General features: G+C 73.1%; 19 protein-coding genes. 9 read left to right on the top strand and 10 right to left on the bottom strand.

Features of this window, described 5'->3' with window-relative positions; translation table 11 throughout:
- The first annotated feature begins 2 nt into the window (after positions 1-2).
- Genes ASF23_RS06180 through ASF23_RS06170 form a run of 3 tightly spaced genes read left to right on the top strand, consistent with a single transcriptional unit; the run spans position 3 to position 2,898 of the window.
- Complete coding sequence (locus tag ASF23_RS06180; protein ID WP_235510798.1) at positions 3-956, top strand: ABC transporter permease; 954 nt, start codon at positions 3-5, stop codon at positions 954-956.
- Positions 953-1,822 carry an ABC transporter permease gene (locus tag ASF23_RS06175; RefSeq protein ID WP_082473936.1) on the top strand — a complete coding sequence of 290 codons (870 nt, stop codon included), beginning with the start codon at positions 953-955 and terminating at the stop codon, positions 1,820-1,822. The genes ASF23_RS06180 and ASF23_RS06175 overlap by 4 nt, the downstream gene beginning before the upstream one ends.
- Positions 1,819-2,898, top strand: coding sequence for an ABC transporter ATP-binding protein (locus tag ASF23_RS06170; RefSeq protein ID WP_055950675.1), 1,080 nt, complete (start codon positions 1,819-1,821; stop codon positions 2,896-2,898). Before ASF23_RS06175 ends, ASF23_RS06170 begins: the two co-directional genes overlap by 4 nt.
- Positions 2,899-3,019: 121 nt before the next feature.
- Here the strand turns inward: ASF23_RS06170 and ASF23_RS06165 are convergent, their stop codons facing one another.
- From ASF23_RS06165 to ASF23_RS06155, 3 genes are read right to left on the bottom strand one after another with little or no spacing between them, the layout of a single operon-like run.
- Positions 3,020-4,342, bottom strand: coding sequence for a glycosyltransferase family 2 protein (locus ASF23_RS06165; protein ID WP_055950672.1), 1,323 nt, complete (start codon positions 4,340-4,342; stop codon positions 3,020-3,022).
- Complete coding sequence (locus ASF23_RS06160) at positions 4,339-5,418, bottom strand: hypothetical protein (protein ID WP_055950669.1); 1,080 nt, start codon at positions 5,416-5,418, stop codon at positions 4,339-4,341. Before ASF23_RS06160 ends, ASF23_RS06165 begins: the two co-directional genes overlap by 4 nt.
- Complete coding sequence (locus ASF23_RS06155) at positions 5,415-6,392, bottom strand: WcbI family polysaccharide biosynthesis putative acetyltransferase (RefSeq protein WP_055950666.1); 978 nt, start codon at positions 6,390-6,392, stop codon at positions 5,415-5,417. Before ASF23_RS06155 ends, ASF23_RS06160 begins: the two co-directional genes overlap by 4 nt.
- A gap of 300 nt (positions 6,393-6,692) precedes the next feature.
- On the opposite strand from ASF23_RS06155, the gene ASF23_RS06150 reads away from it, so the two are divergent.
- The 4 genes from ASF23_RS06150 to ASF23_RS06135 are packed head-to-tail and all read left to right on the top strand — an operon-like array spanning position 6,693 to position 10,982.
- Complete coding sequence (locus ASF23_RS06150; RefSeq protein ID WP_156364285.1) at positions 6,693-7,940, top strand: glycosyltransferase; 1,248 nt, start codon at positions 6,693-6,695, stop codon at positions 7,938-7,940.
- Positions 7,937-9,091, top strand: coding sequence for a glycosyltransferase (locus tag ASF23_RS06145; protein ID WP_082473876.1), 1,155 nt, complete (start codon positions 7,937-7,939; stop codon positions 9,089-9,091). Before ASF23_RS06150 ends, ASF23_RS06145 begins: the two co-directional genes overlap by 4 nt.
- Positions 9,088-10,128, top strand: coding sequence for a glycosyltransferase (locus ASF23_RS06140; RefSeq protein WP_055950660.1), 1,041 nt, complete (start codon positions 9,088-9,090; stop codon positions 10,126-10,128). Before ASF23_RS06145 ends, ASF23_RS06140 begins: the two co-directional genes overlap by 4 nt.
- On the top strand, positions 10,125-10,982 hold the full coding sequence (locus ASF23_RS06135) for a glycosyltransferase family 2 protein (RefSeq protein ID WP_055950657.1): 858 nt from the start codon (positions 10,125-10,127) through the stop codon (positions 10,980-10,982). Before ASF23_RS06140 ends, ASF23_RS06135 begins: the two co-directional genes overlap by 4 nt.
- Here ASF23_RS06135 and ASF23_RS06130 read toward each other — a convergent pair.
- Positions 10,948-11,427, bottom strand: coding sequence for an NUDIX hydrolase (locus ASF23_RS06130; RefSeq protein WP_055950654.1), 480 nt, complete (start codon positions 11,425-11,427; stop codon positions 10,948-10,950). The genes ASF23_RS06135 and ASF23_RS06130 overlap by 35 nt on opposite strands.
- An 84-nt stretch (positions 11,428-11,511) precedes the next feature.
- On the opposite strand from ASF23_RS06130, the gene nagB reads away from it, so the two are divergent.
- Complete coding sequence (gene nagB, locus ASF23_RS06125; protein WP_055951539.1) at positions 11,512-12,297, top strand: glucosamine-6-phosphate deaminase; 786 nt, start codon at positions 11,512-11,514, stop codon at positions 12,295-12,297.
- Between the two features lie 96 nt (positions 12,298-12,393).
- On the opposite strand, the gene ASF23_RS06120 is transcribed toward nagB, so the two are convergent.
- Both ASF23_RS06120 and ASF23_RS06115 read right to left on the bottom strand, forming a co-directional pair.
- Positions 12,394-12,816 carry an organic hydroperoxide resistance protein gene (locus ASF23_RS06120; protein WP_055950651.1) on the bottom strand — a complete coding sequence of 141 codons (423 nt, stop codon included), beginning with the start codon at positions 12,814-12,816 and terminating at the stop codon, positions 12,394-12,396.
- 99 nt (positions 12,817-12,915) lie between these two features.
- Complete coding sequence (locus ASF23_RS06115; protein WP_235510797.1) at positions 12,916-13,368, bottom strand: MarR family winged helix-turn-helix transcriptional regulator; 453 nt, start codon at positions 13,366-13,368, stop codon at positions 12,916-12,918.
- 83 nt (positions 13,369-13,451) lie between these two features.
- Between ASF23_RS06115 and ASF23_RS06110 the strand changes: the two genes are divergently transcribed.
- Positions 13,452-13,901: a DoxX family protein gene (locus tag ASF23_RS06110; RefSeq protein ID WP_055950646.1), complete on the top strand. Its 450-nt coding sequence runs from the start codon at positions 13,452-13,454 to the stop codon at positions 13,899-13,901.
- A 55-nt stretch (positions 13,902-13,956) separates the two neighbouring features.
- On the opposite strand, the gene ASF23_RS06105 is transcribed toward ASF23_RS06110, so the two are convergent.
- The 4 genes from ASF23_RS06105 to ASF23_RS06090 all read right to left on the bottom strand — a co-directional run bounded on the left by ASF23_RS06105 (position 13,957) and on the right by ASF23_RS06090 (position 19,002).
- Positions 13,957-15,135, bottom strand: coding sequence for a MalY/PatB family protein (locus ASF23_RS06105; RefSeq protein WP_055950643.1), 1,179 nt, complete (start codon positions 15,133-15,135; stop codon positions 13,957-13,959).
- Positions 15,136-15,342: 207 nt separating this feature from the next.
- A complete protein-coding gene (locus ASF23_RS06100) occupies positions 15,343-16,158 on the bottom strand; it encodes a copper homeostasis protein CutC (RefSeq protein ID WP_326998994.1) in 816 nt (271 codons plus the stop codon).
- Complete coding sequence (locus ASF23_RS06095; protein WP_055950640.1) at positions 16,155-17,804, bottom strand: M81 family metallopeptidase; 1,650 nt, start codon at positions 17,802-17,804, stop codon at positions 16,155-16,157. The genes ASF23_RS06100 and ASF23_RS06095 overlap by 4 nt, the downstream gene beginning before the upstream one ends.
- Complete coding sequence (locus ASF23_RS06090) at positions 17,794-19,002, bottom strand: ROK family transcriptional regulator (RefSeq protein ID WP_055950635.1); 1,209 nt, start codon at positions 19,000-19,002, stop codon at positions 17,794-17,796. Before ASF23_RS06090 ends, ASF23_RS06095 begins: the two co-directional genes overlap by 11 nt.
- Positions 19,003-19,237: the final 235 nt, after the last annotated feature.

The raw sequence follows: 19,237 nt of genomic DNA, 5'->3' as shown, positions 1-19,237 counted from the left end.
CCATGGCATCCGCACCCGTGACCGTCGCACCGCCCCGCAAGGGCGTGGTCCGGCAGCGTCGCGCCGCGGAGGGCCAGACCACCACGGGCCGCGGCGCCGGGGCACGTCCCCGGCGCCGCGGCATCGCGTGGGTCGGTCTGACCCCCTTCGCGGTCTACGTCCTCCTCTTCCTGGCGATCCCGGCGGTGCTCGCCGTCGCGAGCGGGTTCTTCACGGACTCCGGGACGCTGACGCTCGCGAACCTCGCCGCGTTCGGCAACCCGGAGATCCTCGGCGCGTTCGCCGGGTCGTTCGGGCTGTCGGCGGTCTCGGCGGTGCTCGGTGCCCTGATCGGTGCCGTCGTGTGCGTGGCGCTCCTCGCGCTCCGGCCCGACGGCCTCGTCCGTTCGATGATCGACGCCGCGTCGAGCGTCCTCGCCCAGTTCGGCGGGGTGATGCTCGCGTTCGCGTTCATCGCGACGATCGGCATCCAGGGGCTCGTCAGCGTCTGGCTCCGCGACACGTTCGGCTGGGACATCAACGGCGGCGGGCCGATCCTGTACCAGGTCCCCGGCCTCGTGATCCCCTACCTCTACTTCCAGGTCCCGCTCATGGTCCTGACGTTCATGCCGGCGGTCGAGGGGCTGAAGCCGCAGTGGGGTGAGGCCGCCGCGACGCTCGGCGCCTCGCGCACGACCTACTGGCGGCGGGTCGGCGTCCCGGTGCTCGCCCCGGCGTTCTGGGGATCCCTCCTCCTGCTGTTCGCGAACGCGTTCTCGTCCTTCGCGACGGCTGCGGCGCTCATCGCGCAGGGCGGCATCGTCCCACTGACCATCCGACAGCAGCTCACGAGCGAGACGGTCGTCGGCGTGCAGAACGTCGCCGGGGTCCTCGCACTCGGCATGGTCGTCGTGATGGCGGTCGTCATGGTCGCGTACTCGGCCCTGCAGCGACGCGCATCGCGGTGGCAGCGATGAGCGGGTTCGGCGCGGCACCCTCGAGGACCACCAGCACCGTGATCCTCGTCGTCGTCGGCCTCGTGTTCGCGGTCCCGATCCTGGCGCTCGTCCAGTTCACCTTCCGGAACGGCACCTCCGGCGGTCTCTCGCTGACGCACTACGCGGCGCTCGGGGACCCGGTCAACCGGGCCACCTACGAACCGCTCTTCGAGGGTCTCCGGAACTCGCTGGTCATCGCGGCCATCACCGTCGCGATCGTGCTGCTCGTGCTGCTGCCGGCCCAGATCCTCACGGCGCTCCGGTACCCGCGTCTCCGCCGGGTCGTCGAGTTCGTCTGCATCCTGCCGATCACGATCCCGACCGTCGTGCTCGTCGTCGGTTTCGTGCCGGTCTACGGGGTCGTCGCCCGGCTGTTCGGCAGTGACGCGTGGACCCTGGCGTTCGCCGTCGGGATCATCTCGCTGCCGTTCGCGTTCCGTCCGATCGCCGCGAACATCGCCGCCGTCGACATGGTGCTCCTCACCGAGGCGGCCAGGTCGCTCGGCGCCGGGTGGGGCTCCGTCGTCCGGCGGGTGCTCCTGCCGAACCTCCGCCGGGGCATCCTCTCGGCGTGCTTCCTCACCGTGACGGTCGTGCTCGGCGAGTACACGCTCGCGTCCTTCCTGTCGCGGACGACGTTCCAGACCGCACTCGTGCTCGTGCAGCAGACCGATCCGTACGTGGCGGCGATCTTCTCGGTCGCGGCGCTCGTCTTCGGGTTCGTGCTCCTCGTCGTCATCGGACGGGTGGGTGGAGCACGCCCGGGCTCCCGCCGAGCCCGCGTCGTCGCCGCACGCCCCGGCGCCGTCGGTGCCACCAGCTCCTCCCGGAAGGACCCAGCATGACCATCACCGCACCACACGCCCCGTCCTCGCTCGCCTCCGGCGGTGCGCTCGTCGAGCTCGAGGGCGTCGTCAAGTCCTACGGTGGCTCCCGCGCGCTCACCGGCCTGTCGCTCCGCATCGAGCCCGGAGAGTTCGTGTCGCTGCTCGGCCCGTCCGGGTGCGGCAAGACGACGGCACTCCGCGCGCTCGCCGGCCTCGAACCGATCGACGGCGGCGCGATCCGCATCGACGGCGAGGACGTCTCGTCCGTCGCGGTCGACAAGCGTGACATGGGGATGGTGTTCCAGCAGTACTCGCTGTTCCCGCACATGACCGTCCGCCAGAACGTCGCCTTCGGCCTCGAGATGCGGCGGGTCCCCGCAGCCGACCGGAAGACGCGGGTCGTCGAGGCGCTCGACATGGTGCACCTCGGGGAGTTCGCCGACCGCTACCCGCACCAGCTCTCGGGCGGGCAGCAGCAGCGCGTGGCACTCGCGCGGGCGCTCGTCACCCGCCCCCGTGTGCTGCTCCTCGACGAGCCGCTCTCCGCGCTCGACGCCAAGGTGCGCGTCACGCTCCGCGATGAGATCCGCCGCATCCAGACCGAGCTCGGGATCACGACGGTGTTCGTCACGCACGACCAGGAGGAGGCACTCGCCGTCTCCGACCGGGTCGCCGTGATGAACGCGGGTGGCATCGAGCAGATCGGGACGCCCGAGGAGCTGTACCTGACGCCGTCGACGCCGTTCACGGCCGGGTTCGTCGGGCACTCGAACCGGCTCAACGGCGACCTGCGTGACGGCGACGTGTTCACCTACGGGTTCCGGCTCGCGTGCCTCGACCGGACGCTCGCGGGCGGACCGGTCGTGGCGTTCGTCCGTCCGGAGGACATGGCGTTCAGCGATGACGGCGGCCTGCAGGGGACCGTCGTCGCGTCGAGCTTCCTGGGGTCGGTCCGCCGGACCACGGTGCGCCTCGACGACGACACGATCGTGGCGGTGCAGCACGACGTCGGGCACCGGCTGAGCGCGGGCGACGAGGTCGCGGTGCGGCTCGTCGGCGTGCCGGTCGCGGCCGAGCCGCTCGCCCGGTCCTGAACCTCGGAGGGGAGGCGCGGTGCGGGCTGGCACCGTCCCTCCAGACCGGGACGTCGGACGGGAGGCGCGGTGCGGGCCGGCACCGTCCCTCCAGACCGGTAGATGGTCGCGACGGGTCCCGTCAGCCCCAGCCGCCGAGGTAGGCCGCGAGCCCCGGCTCCTCGTCGAGGGGGCGCCAGGCGCTCTGCTGTCGACGGGTGGAGAACAGCTCGTCGTCCGTCCAGCGGGCTCGCCGTCGTCCGGCCCGGTTCGACACCACCCGGACGAGCGCCGCGCCCTCGACGTCGTCGAAGTGCACGCTGCCGAGCGTGCCGAGCCCCACGGTGTCGACGGCTTCCACGAGGTCACCGGGTTCGTCGATCCGGACCGGCCGCTCGATCGTGACCGTCACCCGTGGCGGGAGCCGGGCGTTCTCCACCGACCGGTCGTGGTCCGCCGAGCCGATGACGCGCTGGTCCGCGGCGAACACCGGGGCGACCTCGTCCGGCACGACGACACGGGCCGTCGGCAGCGCGCGGAGCACCGTGTCGACGCAGACGTAGGCCCGCGCGTCCGAGCCCGCGGACAGCAGTCGCACCACGACGTCGTCCGCGACGCTCCGGATCGCCCGTCCGCGCGACTCACGGACGGGGATCGCGTCCGCCAGGGCGAGGGTCTCGGCGTTCTTGGTGACGCGACGCCCGGGGTCGTCGTCGCTCCGCCCCGACCACTCGGGGCCGTCGTGCCACGCGACGGCATCCGGCACGTGCGCGAACACCGCGCCGCCGACCCATGCCCGGTGCGCCCACTCCCAGTCCTCGCCGCCGTACTCGCGGAAGCGCTCGTCGAAGCCGCCGACCTGCTCGACGAACCAGCGGCTGCACGCGATGACCGCCCCGATGACGTAGCGGTAGGAGCGGTCGTCGGAATCGAGCAGGTCGTGCGAGCGGTCGTAGGCGTTCTGCAGCCAGCTCGGCTCCGGGAGCTGCCCCGCGGGACCGGCGACCTCCACCGGCTCGGTGACCGACGCCCCGGTGAAGTCCGCGTGCCGTCGGCGCCCGACCGTGACGGCCTCCGGCACGAGCGCGACGAGCCGCGTGAGCCGGGCGACGTACTCCGGTTCGGGGGCGGTGTCGGCGTCGAGGAAGCAGAGCACGTCGCCGTGCGAGGACCGGATGCCGAGGTTGCGTGCCGCGGCGAGGCGGAAGCCGAGGTCCTCCTGACGGACGAGGACGACACCGTCCGGGACCGTCGGCGTCTTGGGGGAGCCGTCGTCGACCACCACGACCTCGAGCAGATCGGCGGGGTACGACTGCCGGGCGAGGGCGGCCAGGGTGCGGTCGAGCTCGCGCTGCTGGCGGAAGTACGGCACGATGACCGACACCGTCGGCAGGGTGGTGGGTTGCTCGCCGTCGAGGAGGTCCCAGCGGTTGCCCGGGACGGCGCGGCCGAACGGGGCGGTCACGGTGCGCCCCCGTCCTCGAGCGTCGGGATCCCGTCCTCGAGGGTCGCGAACCAGCGGAGGTGCGCGAGCGCGGTGTCGTGCAGGTCCGGTGCCGTGACGGCGTCGTCCGCGATCCAGGTCGACGCGGGGTCCCCGAGGGCGGCGGCGATCGCGGCGGCGAGGCCGGCGGAGTCAGCCTCGGGCGCGTCGCCGGCGGGCATGAGCGTGACGGTGCCCGGGCGGAGCGCCGCCATCTCGGCGGAGTACCGCGTGGTGGGCACCAGAGGCCGTCGTCCGGCCGCGATCCAGGTGGCGATCGAGCCGGAGGCGGACACGTGACGGTGCGCTGCGACCGGCACGGCGACGCGTCGGCACCGGTCGAGCATCTCCGCGTCGTCGAGCCACCCGGTGACGGTGACCCGGACGCCGCGGCGTCCGGCATCGGCGACGAGGGCCGCGAGCTCGTCCTCGTGGCCGGGCGAGGACCGGCCGAGCACGAGGACACCGACGTCGTGGGTACTCGACCGCGCCGGGTCGAGGTGGAACCGCTCGACGGCCTCGACGACCTCGGCGTGGCCCTTGCCCGGGTAGAAGAAGCCGAGGACCGCGACCTCGGGCTCCGGCTCCGGACGCGCCACGACCATCGCCCCCGGTGTGACCGGCAGGGGGATCGCGACGACGGGCACTGGCCCGGACGCGGCCGTCGTCAGGGTGTGTTCGGCGAGGAGCGCCGCCTCGTGCTCGCTGTTCACCACGACGCCGTGCGACGCCGTCACGACCCTGGCGTAGCAGGCGCTCCGCCTGCCCAGGTTCCGCGCACCGTCCGAGGGCTGCGGCAGGTCGTGCAGGGTGACGGTGAGCCGGGTGCGGCGGGCGATGGCCTCGATGCGGACGGCGGCCTCCTCGGGACTGGCGGCCCAGAGCCGGTCCGTGAAGTGCAGGTGTGCCCTGGGCGGCGGGGTCGGCCCGTCGAGCACGGCGACCGGCGTCGCGACGTCGACGCCGGCGATGCGGGAGACCTCCGCAGCGACCTGCCGCGCGTAGACGGCCACGCCGTGGTGGTCCTCGGGCGTGACGACGAGTGCGGGGACGCTCACGAGAGCCCGAGCAGGTCGAGCGTGTCCCGGTGCCGTGCCAGGCCGGCCGCGATCACGTCCGGGTGGTCCGCGTACCAGCCGAGGTGCGCCTCCCGGACCGCCTCGTCGGGGATCGGGTGCCCGCCGACCCTCCACGCGGTGTCCGGCTCGCCGTCGATGCCCCACGCCTCGAGCACCGCGGCCGTCCGGGGCGCGTGCACCGCGTCGAGCAGGGGGCGTCCGGGGTCGGTCACGCTGGGATCGAGGCCGATCCGCTCGCGGACCCGACGGGCGAGTGCGAACCAGATCGGGTTGCCGGGGTGGTTCAGGGTCCGCATCTGCTCGAACGACGGGCGCTCGAAGAGGTCGGACACGACGACGGCGTCGTGTGCCTCCTCACGGCGACGGAGCTCGCGGAGGGAGTGCGCTCCGACGGCCCGGACGGCAGCGGGGCTCGGTTCCGACCTCTGACGCACCGGACGTCCGGCCGCGCGGTCCGCAGCCTCGGCGAGGGTGCGGAGGTCGTGGTACTCGACGACCGGTGGCACGAGCGACAGGTCACTCGGTGGGCGGACGATCGCGTGCGTCGGGTAGAGGCCGGCGAACCGGATGACCGGCACCGTGACCACCCGGGTCCCCGGACGGGTCCGGGCCGCGAGCTGCCGCGAGCCGATGGGCAGACCGTGGTAGTCGTCATGGATCGGCTGTGTGACGAGGATCGACGCCTGCGCCAGCCACCGGTCGAGATGGGGGAGGTCGGCGGCGACGAGCTCGTGCACGGCGGGCATCCGGACACCCTGGACGCCGGCTCCGTCGAGGACGATCCGCAGCGACTCGGCCTGGCAGTTGCCGACGACGAGCGCGACGTCGGCATCTGCGCTCTCCGTGCCACGGGCGCTCTCGAGCCCCGGGACCAGGTCGCTCGCGGGCTCGTCGATGCCGTAGAACCGACCGTAGTGACGGGTGCGGGGACTGACGTCGTCGCTGGTGTGCATGGTTCCTCTCCTGGACTCTCCCATCATGGACGCCCGGGGCCGAGCGTTCCCGACCGGCGACGGGGCGGGGTCCCCGGATGCGCCAGGCGGATGGAACGGGCGAGACCGCATCCCGCAGGTCTACAGTCCGGAGTGGCCGCGGTGCGGCCATCAGCTCCCCGAGGACGCCGACCGTCACCGGAGCCCGCCGAGTCACCCGGCTCACCCGATCGCCGTCGCCCGGCTCGCCGGACAGCCGTCGCCCGGCACATCCGTTCCCGCCGTCGCCCGGCACCCCCGATCCCGCCGAGGAGGCTCCCCGTGCATCCAGTGACCGCAGACACCGTCCGCATCGAGGTCGAGCCGGCCCCCGTCATCGACCCCGTGGCCATCCACGCACCGATCCGCGTCCTCTCCGTGCCGTCCGGCCACCCGTACGTCCAGCACCTGTCGGTCGACGCGGGCGATCCCGCCGTCGAGCGTCTCGCCGACGTCCCGCCCGTCGGTGCCGCCCCCGGGCAGTGGTGGCCGCCGGTCGTGTTCGATCCGGAGTGGCTCCGGACGCACGCGGACGACTTCGACCTCGTGCACCTGCACTTCGGCCTCGAGTCGTTCCCGCCGGAGCACGTCGAGCGGGTCGTGGAGACCCTCGCAGCGCTCCGGAAGCCGCTGGTGTACACCGTGCACGACCTGACGAACCCCCAGCTGACCGACCAGGAGCCGCACCTCGCGCAGGTTCGACGACTCGTCGTGGCAGCCGATGCCCTCATCACGCTGACGGACGCCGCAGCCGCCGAGACCGAGGACCGCTGGGGTCGACGTCCGACCACGATCCCGCACCCGAACGTCCTGCCGCTCGACGGTCCGGCCCCGGTCGGCGCACCCTCCGAGCGGATCGTCGTCGGGATGCACCTCCGCGACCTCCGTCCGAACATCGACGCGGTCGTCGCCACCCGGACGCTGCTCGCCGCCGTGGCACTGCTGCGCGCGCGGGGCGCCGACGTGGTGGGTCGGATCCACCTGAACGACCGCGTCCGGGACCCGGAGACGGCGGCACGCGTGGCGGACCTCGTGGGACGGTCGAGTAGCGATGTCCAGGACGCCGACCTCGAGCTGGTCCGGGGCCCCCGACTCTCCGACGCCGACCTCGCCCGGTCCATCGCCGACCTCGACGTCGCGCTCCTGCCCTACGGCCACGGCACGCACTCCGGGTGGGTCGAGCTGTGCTTCGACCTCGGGGTCCCGGTCGTCGGCCCGCGCGTCGGGCACGCTGCCGATCAGCACCCGGGGTCCTTCCGGTCGTTCGACCGCGGAGACGCCGAGTCGCTCGCCGCCGCCATCACCGAGGCCACGGCCATGGGAGCCTCGACGAGCGCGACCACGGCGACGGTACAGGCGCAGACCGCGGCCCGCCCCGGCTCCCCGGCCCGCGCCGGCTCCTCGACCCGCCCCGGCTCCCCGGCCCGCGCCGACCGGATCGCGGCCCGCCGCGCCGAGCGCCGGGTCGAGCGCCGCGCGATCCAGGCCGCCCACCGCGCCGTCTACGCCGCCGCGATGGCGACCGCATGACCGTCCGCCCGCTCCGCATCGCGGTCATCGCACCCATCCGCTACCCCATCGCCCAGCCGCACGCCGGCGGCCTCGAGTCCTCGGTGTGGAACCAGGTCCGGACGCTCCGGTCGCGCGGCCACGACGTCCTGCTCTGCGCCACCGAGGGGTCCGACTTCCTCGACGGCGGCCCTGACGAGTTCACGATCCCCGGTCTCGTCTGGGACGACCCCTCCGAGGCGACGGACACCACGTACCCGGCCGGCTACCTGGACGTGGCGTTCGCGGCGCTCGACCGAGCGCTGGCCTACGTCCGCGAGCATGCGGACCGGTTCGACATCGTCGACAACCACTGCCTCCACGGGCTCCCACTCGGCTGGGCCGACCGTCTCGGCGTGCCCATGGTGTCGACGCTGCACACGCCGGCCCTCCCGTCCATGCTCGAGGCGCACGCCGCCACCGCCGAACCGCGGAGTGCGTTCCTGTCCGTCGGGGAGCACACCGCGGCCGAGTGGCGCCGCGAGGGGATCGAGTCCACGGTCGTGCCGAACGGCATCGACACCGACGCGTGGCGGCTCGGGTCCGGCGGCCCCGACCTCGTGTGGACCGGGCGGATCGTCCCCGAGAAGGGCACCCACCTGGCGCTCGAGGCAGCTGCGGCAGCCGGTCGGCGGATCGTGCTCGCGGGGCGGATCGGCGATGCCGAGTACTTCGCCGAGCACGTGGAACCCCGACTCGGACCCGACGCGGAGTACGTCGGCGTCCTCGGGCAGCACGCCCTGCAGGAGCTCGTCGGCCGGAGCGCCTGCGCGCTCGTCACACCAGTGTGGGAGGAGCCGTTCGGACTCGTCATCGCCGAGGCGCTCGCGACCGGGACCCCCGTCGTGAGCTTCGACACCGGCGGCATCCCGGAGGTCGTCGGTGCGTCGACCGGCGCGGTGCTCGTCCCGGTGGGCGACGTCCGCGCGATGGCGACCGCGGCCGTCACGCTCGCGGACACCGTCGCGGCCGAACCGTGGCGGCGTGTGGACATCCGAGGCGACGCCGTGGACCGGTTCTCCCTGGACCAGCGGAGCGCGCGGCTCGAGGCGATCTACGCCGGGCTCGTCGCGGGCCACCGGCACCGCCCCAGGAGCATCCGCCCCGGCGTCCGTGCCCGGGCGACGGCATGACGACGATCGGCTGGTACGTCCACCACCACGGGGCCGGACACCTGACCCGCTTCCTCGCGATCCGGCAGCACCTCGACGCCGACGTCGCCGTGGTCAGCTCGATGCCGGCCCCGCGCGTCCTCCCGCCCGGGACGACCTGGACGCTCCTGCCGCGCGACGACGAGCCCGTCGAGCACGCCGACGGCTCGGTGCACCTGCCCGAGGACGCGTCCCCGACCGCGAACGGCCTGCTCCACTGGGCACCGCTCGGGCACCCGGGCCACCGGGCGCGGTTCGCCGCGATCGCCGCACTCGTCACCGACCGTGACCTCGCCGCGTTCGTCGTCGACGTCTCGGTCGAGGTCACGCTCTTCGTCCGACTGCTCGGCGTGCCGACGGTCGTGATGACCCAGCCCGGCGACCGCTCGGACCTGCCGCACCGGCTCGCGTACGACGCGGCCGACCGCATCATCGCGCCGTGGCCGGCGGGTCAGCACGACTCGGACGCACTCGAGCGGGTCGCGGACCGCGTCCGCCACGTCGGCGGGATCTCCCGCCACGACGGTCGCGCAGACGCGACCCTCGGCGACACGGCCGGGAGGATCGTGGTGCTCGGATCCGTCGTCCCGCCGCCGATGGACGGCGGGGCACCGCAGGTCGTCGTGGACCACCTGGCCGATGCGGCCGCAGCGACGCCCGAGACCTCGTGGGCGGCCATCGGCGGCACCCCGGACACCTGGCGCGAGGACCCGTGGGACCTCATCCGCACCGCCGAGGTCGTGGTGACGGCCGCGGGGCAGAACAGTGTCGCGGACCTCGCGGCAGCGGGTGCCCACGCCGTCGTCATCCCGCAGGCACGACCGTTCGACGAGCAGGTCGCGACCGGGCGGGCACTCGCCGCGGCCGGCCTCGCGGTCGTCCTCGACGCGTGGCCGGAGACTGAGGCGTGGCCGGAGCTCCTCGCGCGCGCCAGGGCGCTCGAGCCCGCGTGGGACCGCTGGGGCACGGCGGGTGCAGCGCGTCGTGCGGCGGACGTCATCCTCGAGGTCGCATCGTGACCAGCCACGGGCCTGCCGGAGCGGGCACCGTCGTGATCACCCTCTGCTCCGCCGCACGGATCGACCACGTGCGAGAGCAGCAGCGCCTGCTCTCGCGTTGGCCCGAGGAGCCCGCGCGTGTCGTGGTCTGGCTCGACGACACCGAGCCGCCCGCCTTCCCGGACGCCATGGTCGTCCGGACGCCACCCGGACCCCTCGGGCTGCGTCTCGCCGCCGGGCGGAACGCGGGTGCCGCAGCCGCCATCGACCTCGGGGCGTCGGTCCTGGTGTTCCTCGACGCCGACTGCGTCCCCGGGCCGGGCCTCGTCCCGATGTACCTGCGGGCCGCGACCGCGCACCCGGGTGCGCTGCTCGTCGGACCGGTGACGTACCTCCCGGCCGGGTTCGCACTCGGCGGTGGTGAGACGCTCGACCAGGCGACGCGTCCGCATCCGGCGCGTCCTGCGCCCGCGGCCGGGACCACCGTCGTCGGCGGCGACCACGAGTACCCGCTGTTCTGGTCGTTGTCGTTCGCCGTCCGGGCCGAGGTCTGGACCGCGCTCGGCGGGTTCGACGAGGCGTACGAGGGGTACGGCGGCGAGGACACCGACTTCGCCTTCACCGCCCGGGAGCAGGGTGTGCCGCTCGTCTGGGTCGGTGGGGCGGACGCCTACCACCAGCACCACCCGACGTCCTCCCCGCCCTGGCAGCACCTCGACGACATCCTGCGGAACGGCGCGGTCTTCGCCGGTCGGTGGGGGGAGTGGCCGATGGGCGGCTGGCTCGACGCCTTCGCCGCCGACGGTGCGATCGAGCGGACGCCAGAGGGGTGGGCGCGGGTCAGCGCTCGAAGCGTGCCGACGACTCGTCGCTGAGCGCCACCTCGACGCGCATCCGCATGTTGTCGGACATGGCCGGGAGGCCGGACACCGTCCGCCACTCGGCCTCGGTGTTCTCGCCGTCGGCCGGGTGCGGGTCCCCGCTCACCCACCGGCAGCGGAAGACGAGGTCCATGTACTGCGCCTCGTCGCCGTTCGGGTAGCGCATCGGCGGGATCGTCTGCACCCACGCGAGGCGCTCGGCGACCGCCACGACGCCGGCCTCCTCGAGGACCTCGCGCTCGGCGGCGACGGCGGGCTGCTCACCGGGGTCGACGATGCCGGTCACGGGGGTCCAGGCGCCGTTGTCCGCGCGCCGGACGACGAGGAGCTGCTGGTCGCCGCCCTCGCCCCGTGTCACGACGGCCGTCACGCCGGTCAGCCAGAGGAGATCGTGCCCGACCTGCTCGCGGAGTGCCAGGACGAAGTCGGGGGTGGCCATGCCTCCACCGTACCGATCTGCCGCACGCCAGTCTCCACCTGGTCATGACCAGTCCAGCCGATCCGCAATAGGGTGGGGATCGCCATGGAAATCATCATCCTGCCCAACGCCGCCGAGGTCGGCCGTGTCGCCGCGGCCAAGATCGCCTCCATCGTCGCCCGGAAGCCCAGCGCCGTCATCGGCCTGGCCACCGGCTCGAGCCCCCAGGGCATCTACACGGATCTCGAACGCCGCGTCCGCGCCGGCGAGATCTCCTTCGCCGAGGCCCGCGGCTTCGCCCTCGACGAGTACGTCGGCATCCCGCTCGACCATCCCGAGAGCTACGCGAGCGTCATCGCCCGTGACGTCGTCGAACCGCTCGGGTTCGAGCCGTCCAGGGTCCGCGTGCCGGACGGTCGTGCCACCGACATCGAGTTCGCCGCCAAGGAGTACGACGCCGCGATCCGCGCCGCGGGCGGCATCGACGTCCAGATCCTCGGCATCGGGGCGAACGGACACATCGGGTTCAACGAGCCGACGTCGTCGTTCGCCTCGCGCACCCGCATCAAGACCCTCGCCCCGGACACCCGGCAGGCGAACGCGCGGTTCTTCGACTCGATCGACCAGGTCCCGACGCACTGCATGACCCAGGGCCTCGGCACGATCCTCGAGGCGGGGAACCTCGTCCTCGTCGCCCAGGGCGAGGCGAAGGCGGCCGCCATCGCCGGCGCGGTCGAGGGTCCGCTCAGCGCGATGCTCCCCGGGTCGGCCCTGCAGCTGCACGAGCACGCGACGGTCGTGGTCGACGAGGCGGCCGCATCCCGGCTCACGCTCGGCGACTACTACCGCTGGACCTACGACAACAAGCCGGAGTGGCAGCGGTTCGAGTAGCCCTGTTCCTTCCGCAAAACGCGACGTTGGCCGGTTCTCGCAGAGACATTGCTCTGCGAGAACCGGCCAACTCGGTGTTTTCCGGAGGAGGACGGGTCAGTCCTCGGAGACGGTGACCGTGACCTCGATGTTGCCCCGCGTGGCGTTCGAGTAGGGGCAGACCTTGTGTGCCGCGTCGGCGAGGGCCTGCGCCTGGTCGTGCTCCATGCCGGGGATGACGACCTCGAGGAGCACCGCGAGCTGGAAGCCACCCTCGCCGTTCGGGCCGATCTGGACGCGTCCGCCGACGGACGAGTCGGTGACCTTGACCTTCTGCGAGCGGGCGACGCCCTGCAGCGCGGAGTGGAAGCACGCGGCGTAGCCGGCGGCGAACAGCTGCTCGGGGTTCGCGCCGTTGCCGGAGCCGCCCATGTCCTTCGGGATCGCCATGTCGAGGTCGAGCGTTCCGTCGCTCGTGGCGACGTGGCCGTTGCGGCCCTCGCCGGTGGAGAGCGCTTCTGCCGTGTAGAGGACGTCCATGCGGTGTTCCTTTCGGTGGTGCGGACCTGCGGTCCGTGAGCGTCGGCGCGCGCTGGCACCGCGCCTCCAGTCCGGGATCAGGACGGACTGGAGGCGCGGCTAGCGTGCGTCGGCGGTGGTCGCCTGCATCCCCGCCGTGAGGCGGTGCAGGGTGTCGATGAGCTCGCGTGCCTCGTCGAGGGACCCGAGCTGGGTCCCTCCGGCGATGCACGCGGGCACGTGCGCGAGCTCCGCGCGGAGGGTGCGCCCGTGGTCCGTGACGTCGACCGTGACGACGCGCTCGTCCTCGATGCTCCGGGTCCTGGTGACGATCCCGGCCTCGTCCATCCGGCGGAGGAGCGGGGAGAGCGTGCCGGAGTCCAGGTCGAGGCGGTCGCCGAGCGTGCCGACCGTCAACGGACCGTCCGACCAGAGCAGCACGAGCACCAGGTACTGCGGGTACGTCAGGTTCCAGGGGGCGAGTAGTGCGCGGTACGCCTGGGTCGTGGCGCGGGAGGCCGCGTAGAGCGAGAAGCAGACCATCTCGTCGACGGGACTGCTCTCGGTTGCCATGGCCCAACGATTGCACACAACTGAGTTGTGCACAATGAGTATGCGCTGTGAGGGGGACCCGTCATCCGGGTACGGTGCTCCGAATGCAGCCTGTGTCGCGCTTCGAGATCCTCCGCACCATCGGGCAGGCGCTCCTCGGCGCCGTCCTGCTCTTCACCGGGACGGTGCACCTCACCGTCGGACGGGAGTCGTTCCGCGCCCAGGTGCCGCCGTGGGTGCCGCTCCCCGTCGACACGGTCGTGGTGCTCTCCGGCATCGCCGAGCTCGTCCTCGGGCTGGCGCTCGTGCTCGTGTGGAAGCGGCCGGCCCGGAACGTCGTCGGCTGGCTCGTGGCACTGTTCTTCGTCGTGATCTTCCCGGGGAACATCGCGCAGCTCGTCGACCACCGGAGCACGTTCGGGCTGAGCTCGGACACAGCCCGGGCGGTGCGGCTGGTGTTCCAGCCGATCCTCGTGCTCTGGGCACTGTGGGCCACCGGCGCGTGGCGAGCATGGCGCGAGCACCGTCGCGCACGTCGGGTCAGCGCGGCCTGAGCGCGCGGCTCACCTGGCGCCGAGCGCGCGGCTCACCGGGTGCCGAGCGCGCGGCTCACCGGGTGCCGAGCGCTCCGGCGAGTCGGTCGAGTGCCTCACGGAGGGTCTCCTCCGAGCACCCGAAGTTGAACCGCACGTGCCCCGCTCCCTGCGTCCCGAAGTCGGGGCCGTGCCCGAGCGCGACCCCCGCCGCGTCGAGGATCGGCCCGGCGGGGTCGTCGCCCCAGGGCAGCGCGCGGAGGTCGAGCCACGCCAGGTACGACGCCTGCGGCTGCCGGTAGCCGACCCCGGGGAGCGCCTCGGGCAGGAGCTCTGCGAGCAGCCGACGGTTGCCCTGGAGCTCGCCGAGCAGGGTCTCGAGCCAGGGCTCGCCCTCGCGGAACGCCGCCACGCTCGCCACGTACCCGAGGATGCTCGTACGTGCGACGACCTCGTGCGACATGGCGTCGAACCAGCCCCCGGCCCGTTCGCTCCCACCGATCATCAGCGCGCACTTCGTCCCGGCGATGTTCCACGCCTTGCTCGCCGACGTGACCGCGACGCCGACCGCAGCCGCTTCCGGACATGCGGCCAGGAACGGCGTGAACACAGCGTCGGCGTGCACGAGCGGCGCGTGGATCTCGTCGCTCACCACGACGGCGTCGAACTCCGCCGCGAGCCGGGCGAGTGCGGCGAGCGACTCCGCGGTGTGCACGAGGCCGAGCGGGTTGTGCGGGTTGCAGAGGAGGACCGTGCGGGCACCGGTCTCGAACGCGGCGCGGACACCGTCGAGGTCGATCGACCAGAGCGCCGAGGTCTCGAAGGGGTCGGCGGGGTCCGCCGGTCGGACGAGCGGGACCTCGGTCGGGGTGCAGGCGGCCTCGATGACGAGGTCCCAGAACGGCGGGTAGACCGGCGGCATGATCACGACCTGGTCGCCGGGAGTCGTCACCTGCCGGAGCGTCTCCACGATCGCGACGGAGACGTCGGTGGTCGTCCGGACGAGGTCGGGCTCGACGTGCCATCCCCAGCGACGCTCGGCGAAGTCGGCGTAGGCGTCCGGGAGTTCGCGCGTCCGCCCGAGGTAGCCCGTGTCACTCGCCTGCACGGCCCGGACCATCGCATCCCGCACCGGCTCGGCGAGCGTGCAGTCCATCTCCGCCACGAACATCGGCAGGACCTCGGGCGGGAAGGCGGTGAACTTCTCGCTCGTGCGGGTGGCGCGGGCATCGAACGGGGAGATCATGACGCTCATGGGGTCCATCCTGTCGGTCGGCTGGCCGGGAAGTCACGTTCGTGACGCATCGAGTGCCGAAGTGGCGCACGTGCGCCGCCTCGGCGGGACCAGAACGTGGCCCGGGACCGGGACCGGGACCGGGACCGGGACCGGGACCGGGATCGAGATCGGGATCGGGACCGTGATCGGGATCGAGACCGTGATCGGCCTGGAGGGACGGCTCGGCTACCGCAGGGCGTCCACCGCCCGGCGGGCTGCCGCGACCACCGACGGGTCCGTCACGGAGTGCACGTCGTCCTGCGCGCCCATCGGGACCCGGCCCGCCCTGGTCGTCGTCGGGCGGACCGGAGCCCGGCGCTTCGCGGACAGGTGTACGGCCGCGAGACCCGTCGCAGCGAGCGCGCCGACGTCCTCGGGTGAGACACCCCCACCCGCCTGGACCTGCACGCCCTCGGCCGCGAGCACCATCCGCGCGAGTGTGTCGATCCCCGCCGGGGCGACGGGTGCGCCGCCCGAGGTCAGGACGCGGGTGACGCCGAGCCGGGGGAGCGTCCCGGCGGCGACGACGGGGTCGGCCGTGCGGTCGATGGCCCGGTGCACCGTGACCTCGATGCCGGGCGCGGTCTGTCGAGCGACGTCCACGAACCGCCCGATGACCGTCTCGTCGAGCGTGCCGTCGAGACGGAGCGCGCCCACCACGACGCCGGCGACACCCGCTGCCGCGATGGATCGGACCTCGCGCAGCATCGTGTCGATGTCGTCGTCGTCGTAGTGGAAGTCGCCCGGCCGCGACCGGACGAGTGCGTGCACCGGGATGCCGGTCGCGACGGCGGCCTCGACGAGCCCCTGCGACGGGGTGACCCCGCCGAGCTCGAGTGCGGCGCAGAGCTCGATCCGGTCGGCCCCTCCGTCGCGTGCGATGACGGCGCCGGCGGTGGAGACGACGGCGATCTCGAGCGCCAGACACCGCCCTCCGGACACCGCACCGTGCTCGGGAGCGGTGTCGTGTGCGGACGGCGGTGTGGTGTCGGCCGTGCTCAATCGTCGGCTCCGGTCAGGGGCTGGTCGGACGCGGGGATGATCCGCGCGGACAGGTCGGGCTCGTGCTCGAACGAGCGGTCGAACGGGAACATCGGCCGGCGGATGCGCTCGTGTCCGAGGCGGACGAGGTCCTGGTCGACGCCGCCGGGGGTGAGCCCGAGCATCCAGTCGGCGGACATGTCGAACAGCTCCGGCTCGAGGTACCCGATCTTGACGATGACGATGTCCGCCGATCGGGGGTCGAGGTCGAGGTCCGTGAAGTCGTGCTCGTGGTGGTACGGCTTCCGCAGCTCGGTGAGGATCGCGAACACGCTCCCGACCTGCAGGACGACCTCGGTCACGGCGTCGGCGTCCCCGTGCCGGATCGCGTGGACCCGCCCGGTCATGGTGAGCGGTCCGGCGTGCCGATCGTCGACCTCGGCCCCCGCCGTCACCGTGACGGTCGCCCCGACCCCCGCGGCGACGGCCGTGGTGATCGCCCGCGGACCGGGGACGCTGGCGTAGACCACGGTGGGGCCGTCGGCAGACCGGAACTCGGGGCGGGCGAGGAGCTCGGTGAGCCCCCAGGTCATGTCCCCTGCGCCGCCCGCCGTCGGGTTGTCGCCGGAGTCGGAGATGAAGTACGGGCGGGCATCGGACGCGAGCGCGGCGTCGAGGCACTCGTCGAAGGAGCCGGTCGGCGCGACGAACCGGAACTCGTCGCGCGCGTCCCAGATCGAGCGCGCGAGCCGTTCGGCGCCGGCGGCCACGGCGGCCTCGTCCCAGCCGGTGACCACGACCACGGCACGGTTCCGTGGCTCGTCGGCCCAGGCGTACCCGACCCAGATCGCGGCGTCGATCACCCCGTCCGTGGCCTCGACGCCGGGCACGGCCGCGTAGATGTGCTTCGCCGGTTCGATGCGCGTGGACGTCTGCTCCCCGGGGAGCAGCACGGGCACGGGGATCCACGCCTTGACCGGACGACGGAGGCCGACGCTGCCAGCGCCAGCCGTGCCTCCCGTCCGTTCCGCGGTGTCCGCAGTGGCAGACGCGGTGCCGGAGGCAGTGGCGGACGAGGCCTCGCCCGGTGCGGGCTGCGCCGCGAGCAGCGCGAGCAGGTTCCGGACACCGCGCTCCTTCGTGTCCCAGGCGTCCTCGTGCGGCGCCATCCGGTAGCAGGTGATGAGGTCCGACATGTGCGCGAGCTCCCGCGAGACGTTCCCGTGCAGGTCCATCGTCGTCCCGACGAGCACGTCCGCCCCGGTCACGGCACGGATCCGCGCGAGGAGGAGCGCCTCGGCGTCGTCGAGTCCCTCGACCGTCATCGCGCCGTGGATGTCGTACCAGAGCGCGTCGACCGGGGTGGTCGCGACGATGTCGGCCAGCCGCGCGAGCAGTTCCTCCGCGAGCTCGTCGAAGGCAGCCCGCGTGACGATCCCACCCGGCAGCGACTTGCCGACGAGTGCACCGCGCCAGTCGGCGGCCTCGCGGAGCTCGGACCCCGGCTGCGTGAAGGGGTAGCGCTCGATGACCTCGTCGCCGCGCAGCGGGTGGAACGCCGGAGCGTCCGTCCGGGCCGGGGAGAACGTCGAGGACTCGATGCCGAGCCCCGCGATCGCGATCACGGGGCGGCGGACGGTGGACGACGTCGCGGGATCAGTGGACACGGTTCCTCCGGATGGTGGGGGTGGTTGCGGTGGTGGTGATGGCGTCGAGCGTGGCCGAGAGCGCGCGCTGCAGGGCGAACTGCCCCGCTCCGACGAGCCCGGCGTCCGCCCCGAGCGACGCCCGCTCGATCGCCAGGTGCTGCGTGACGAGCGGGTGGCAGCCCTCGTAGAGCTGGCTCCGGACCGCGGCGACGAACGGCTCGAGCGTCGAGAGGATGCCGCCGAGGTAGACCGCGTCGGGGTTGAAGAAGTTCACGTTCGCGGAGAGGACCTCGCCGAGGTACTTGCCGGCTCGGCGGACGGCCCGCGTGGCCGCCGGGTGTGCGTCGGACGCGAGCCGGACGACGTCGTTGGTGGTCTCGACCGCCCGGACCTCGCCGTCGTCGGTGATCGTCACGCCGGCCTCGCCCAGGATCCGGACGAGCGCCGCCCCGGACGCGATGGTCTCGAGACACCCGGTGTTCCCGCACGAGCACGGGATGTCGCCGGCGGCGTCGATCCGCACGTGCGTGATGTCGCCGGCCGCCCCGGTCGCGCCGCGGTACAGGCGGCCGTCGGCGATGATCCCCGCACCGATCGCCGACCCCGCCTTCACCATGATCGCCTGGCGGCGCTCCGCGGGCTGGACGGCCTGCTCGCCGACGGCCATGCAGTTCGCGTCGTTGTCGATCGCCGTCGGGACACCGAACCGTTCGGTCAACCACGCGGCGACCTCGAACCCGTTCCAGCCCGGCATCCGGCTCGGCAGGTCCACGATCCCCGCCTCGACGTCGACGGGACCGGGCAGGCTGACCCCGACGCCGCGGAGCGCCCCGCGACCGCGTGCCTCGACGAGGCCCTCCATCAGACCAGCGAGCCGCTCGAGGCCGGCGACGGGGCCGTCGTCCATCGAGAACGGCACGTTCGCGACGTCACTGAGCCCGCCGCCCGGCAGGACGATCCCGATGCGGACGTGCCCACCGCCGACGTCGGCCGCGACGGCGTACTCGTCGACGCCCCCGAGCCGGAGCGCCTTGCGGGGACGACCACCGGTCGAGGCGGTGGTGCCCTGCTCCGCGACGATGCCGCGCTCGATGAGCTGCCCGACCGTCAGTGACACGGTCGACGGCGCCGCACCGAGCAGCGTGGCGATCTCCGTGCGGCTCGTCGCCTGCCCGGACGCGATCAGCTCGAGGACGCGCGCGCTGAGCTCAGACACCGCGGCTACTTCGTTCGATCATGAGGCACTTACTTCTGCGAGAGGGGCTGAGTCTGGACGAGTCGACGTGCGACCGACTGTAGCGGCCTCTGGCGTCCCGGGAGTTTCCGCAGAACGGCAGTAACGCACTTGTTACCGTCGAGGGTTTGTTTTTCCAGTGCCTTTGGCCATTGACTGTGGGAACACCCATCCGGACCCGTCGTCCGACACCCATCCGGGCCCGTCGCCCGACACC

This window comes from Curtobacterium sp. Leaf261, assembly GCF_001422205.1.
Lineage (GTDB): Bacteria > Actinomycetota > Actinomycetes > Actinomycetales > Microbacteriaceae > Curtobacterium.
Note: the sequence above shows the minus strand (reverse complement) of the source record. Positions and strands in the feature narration are given on the sequence as shown.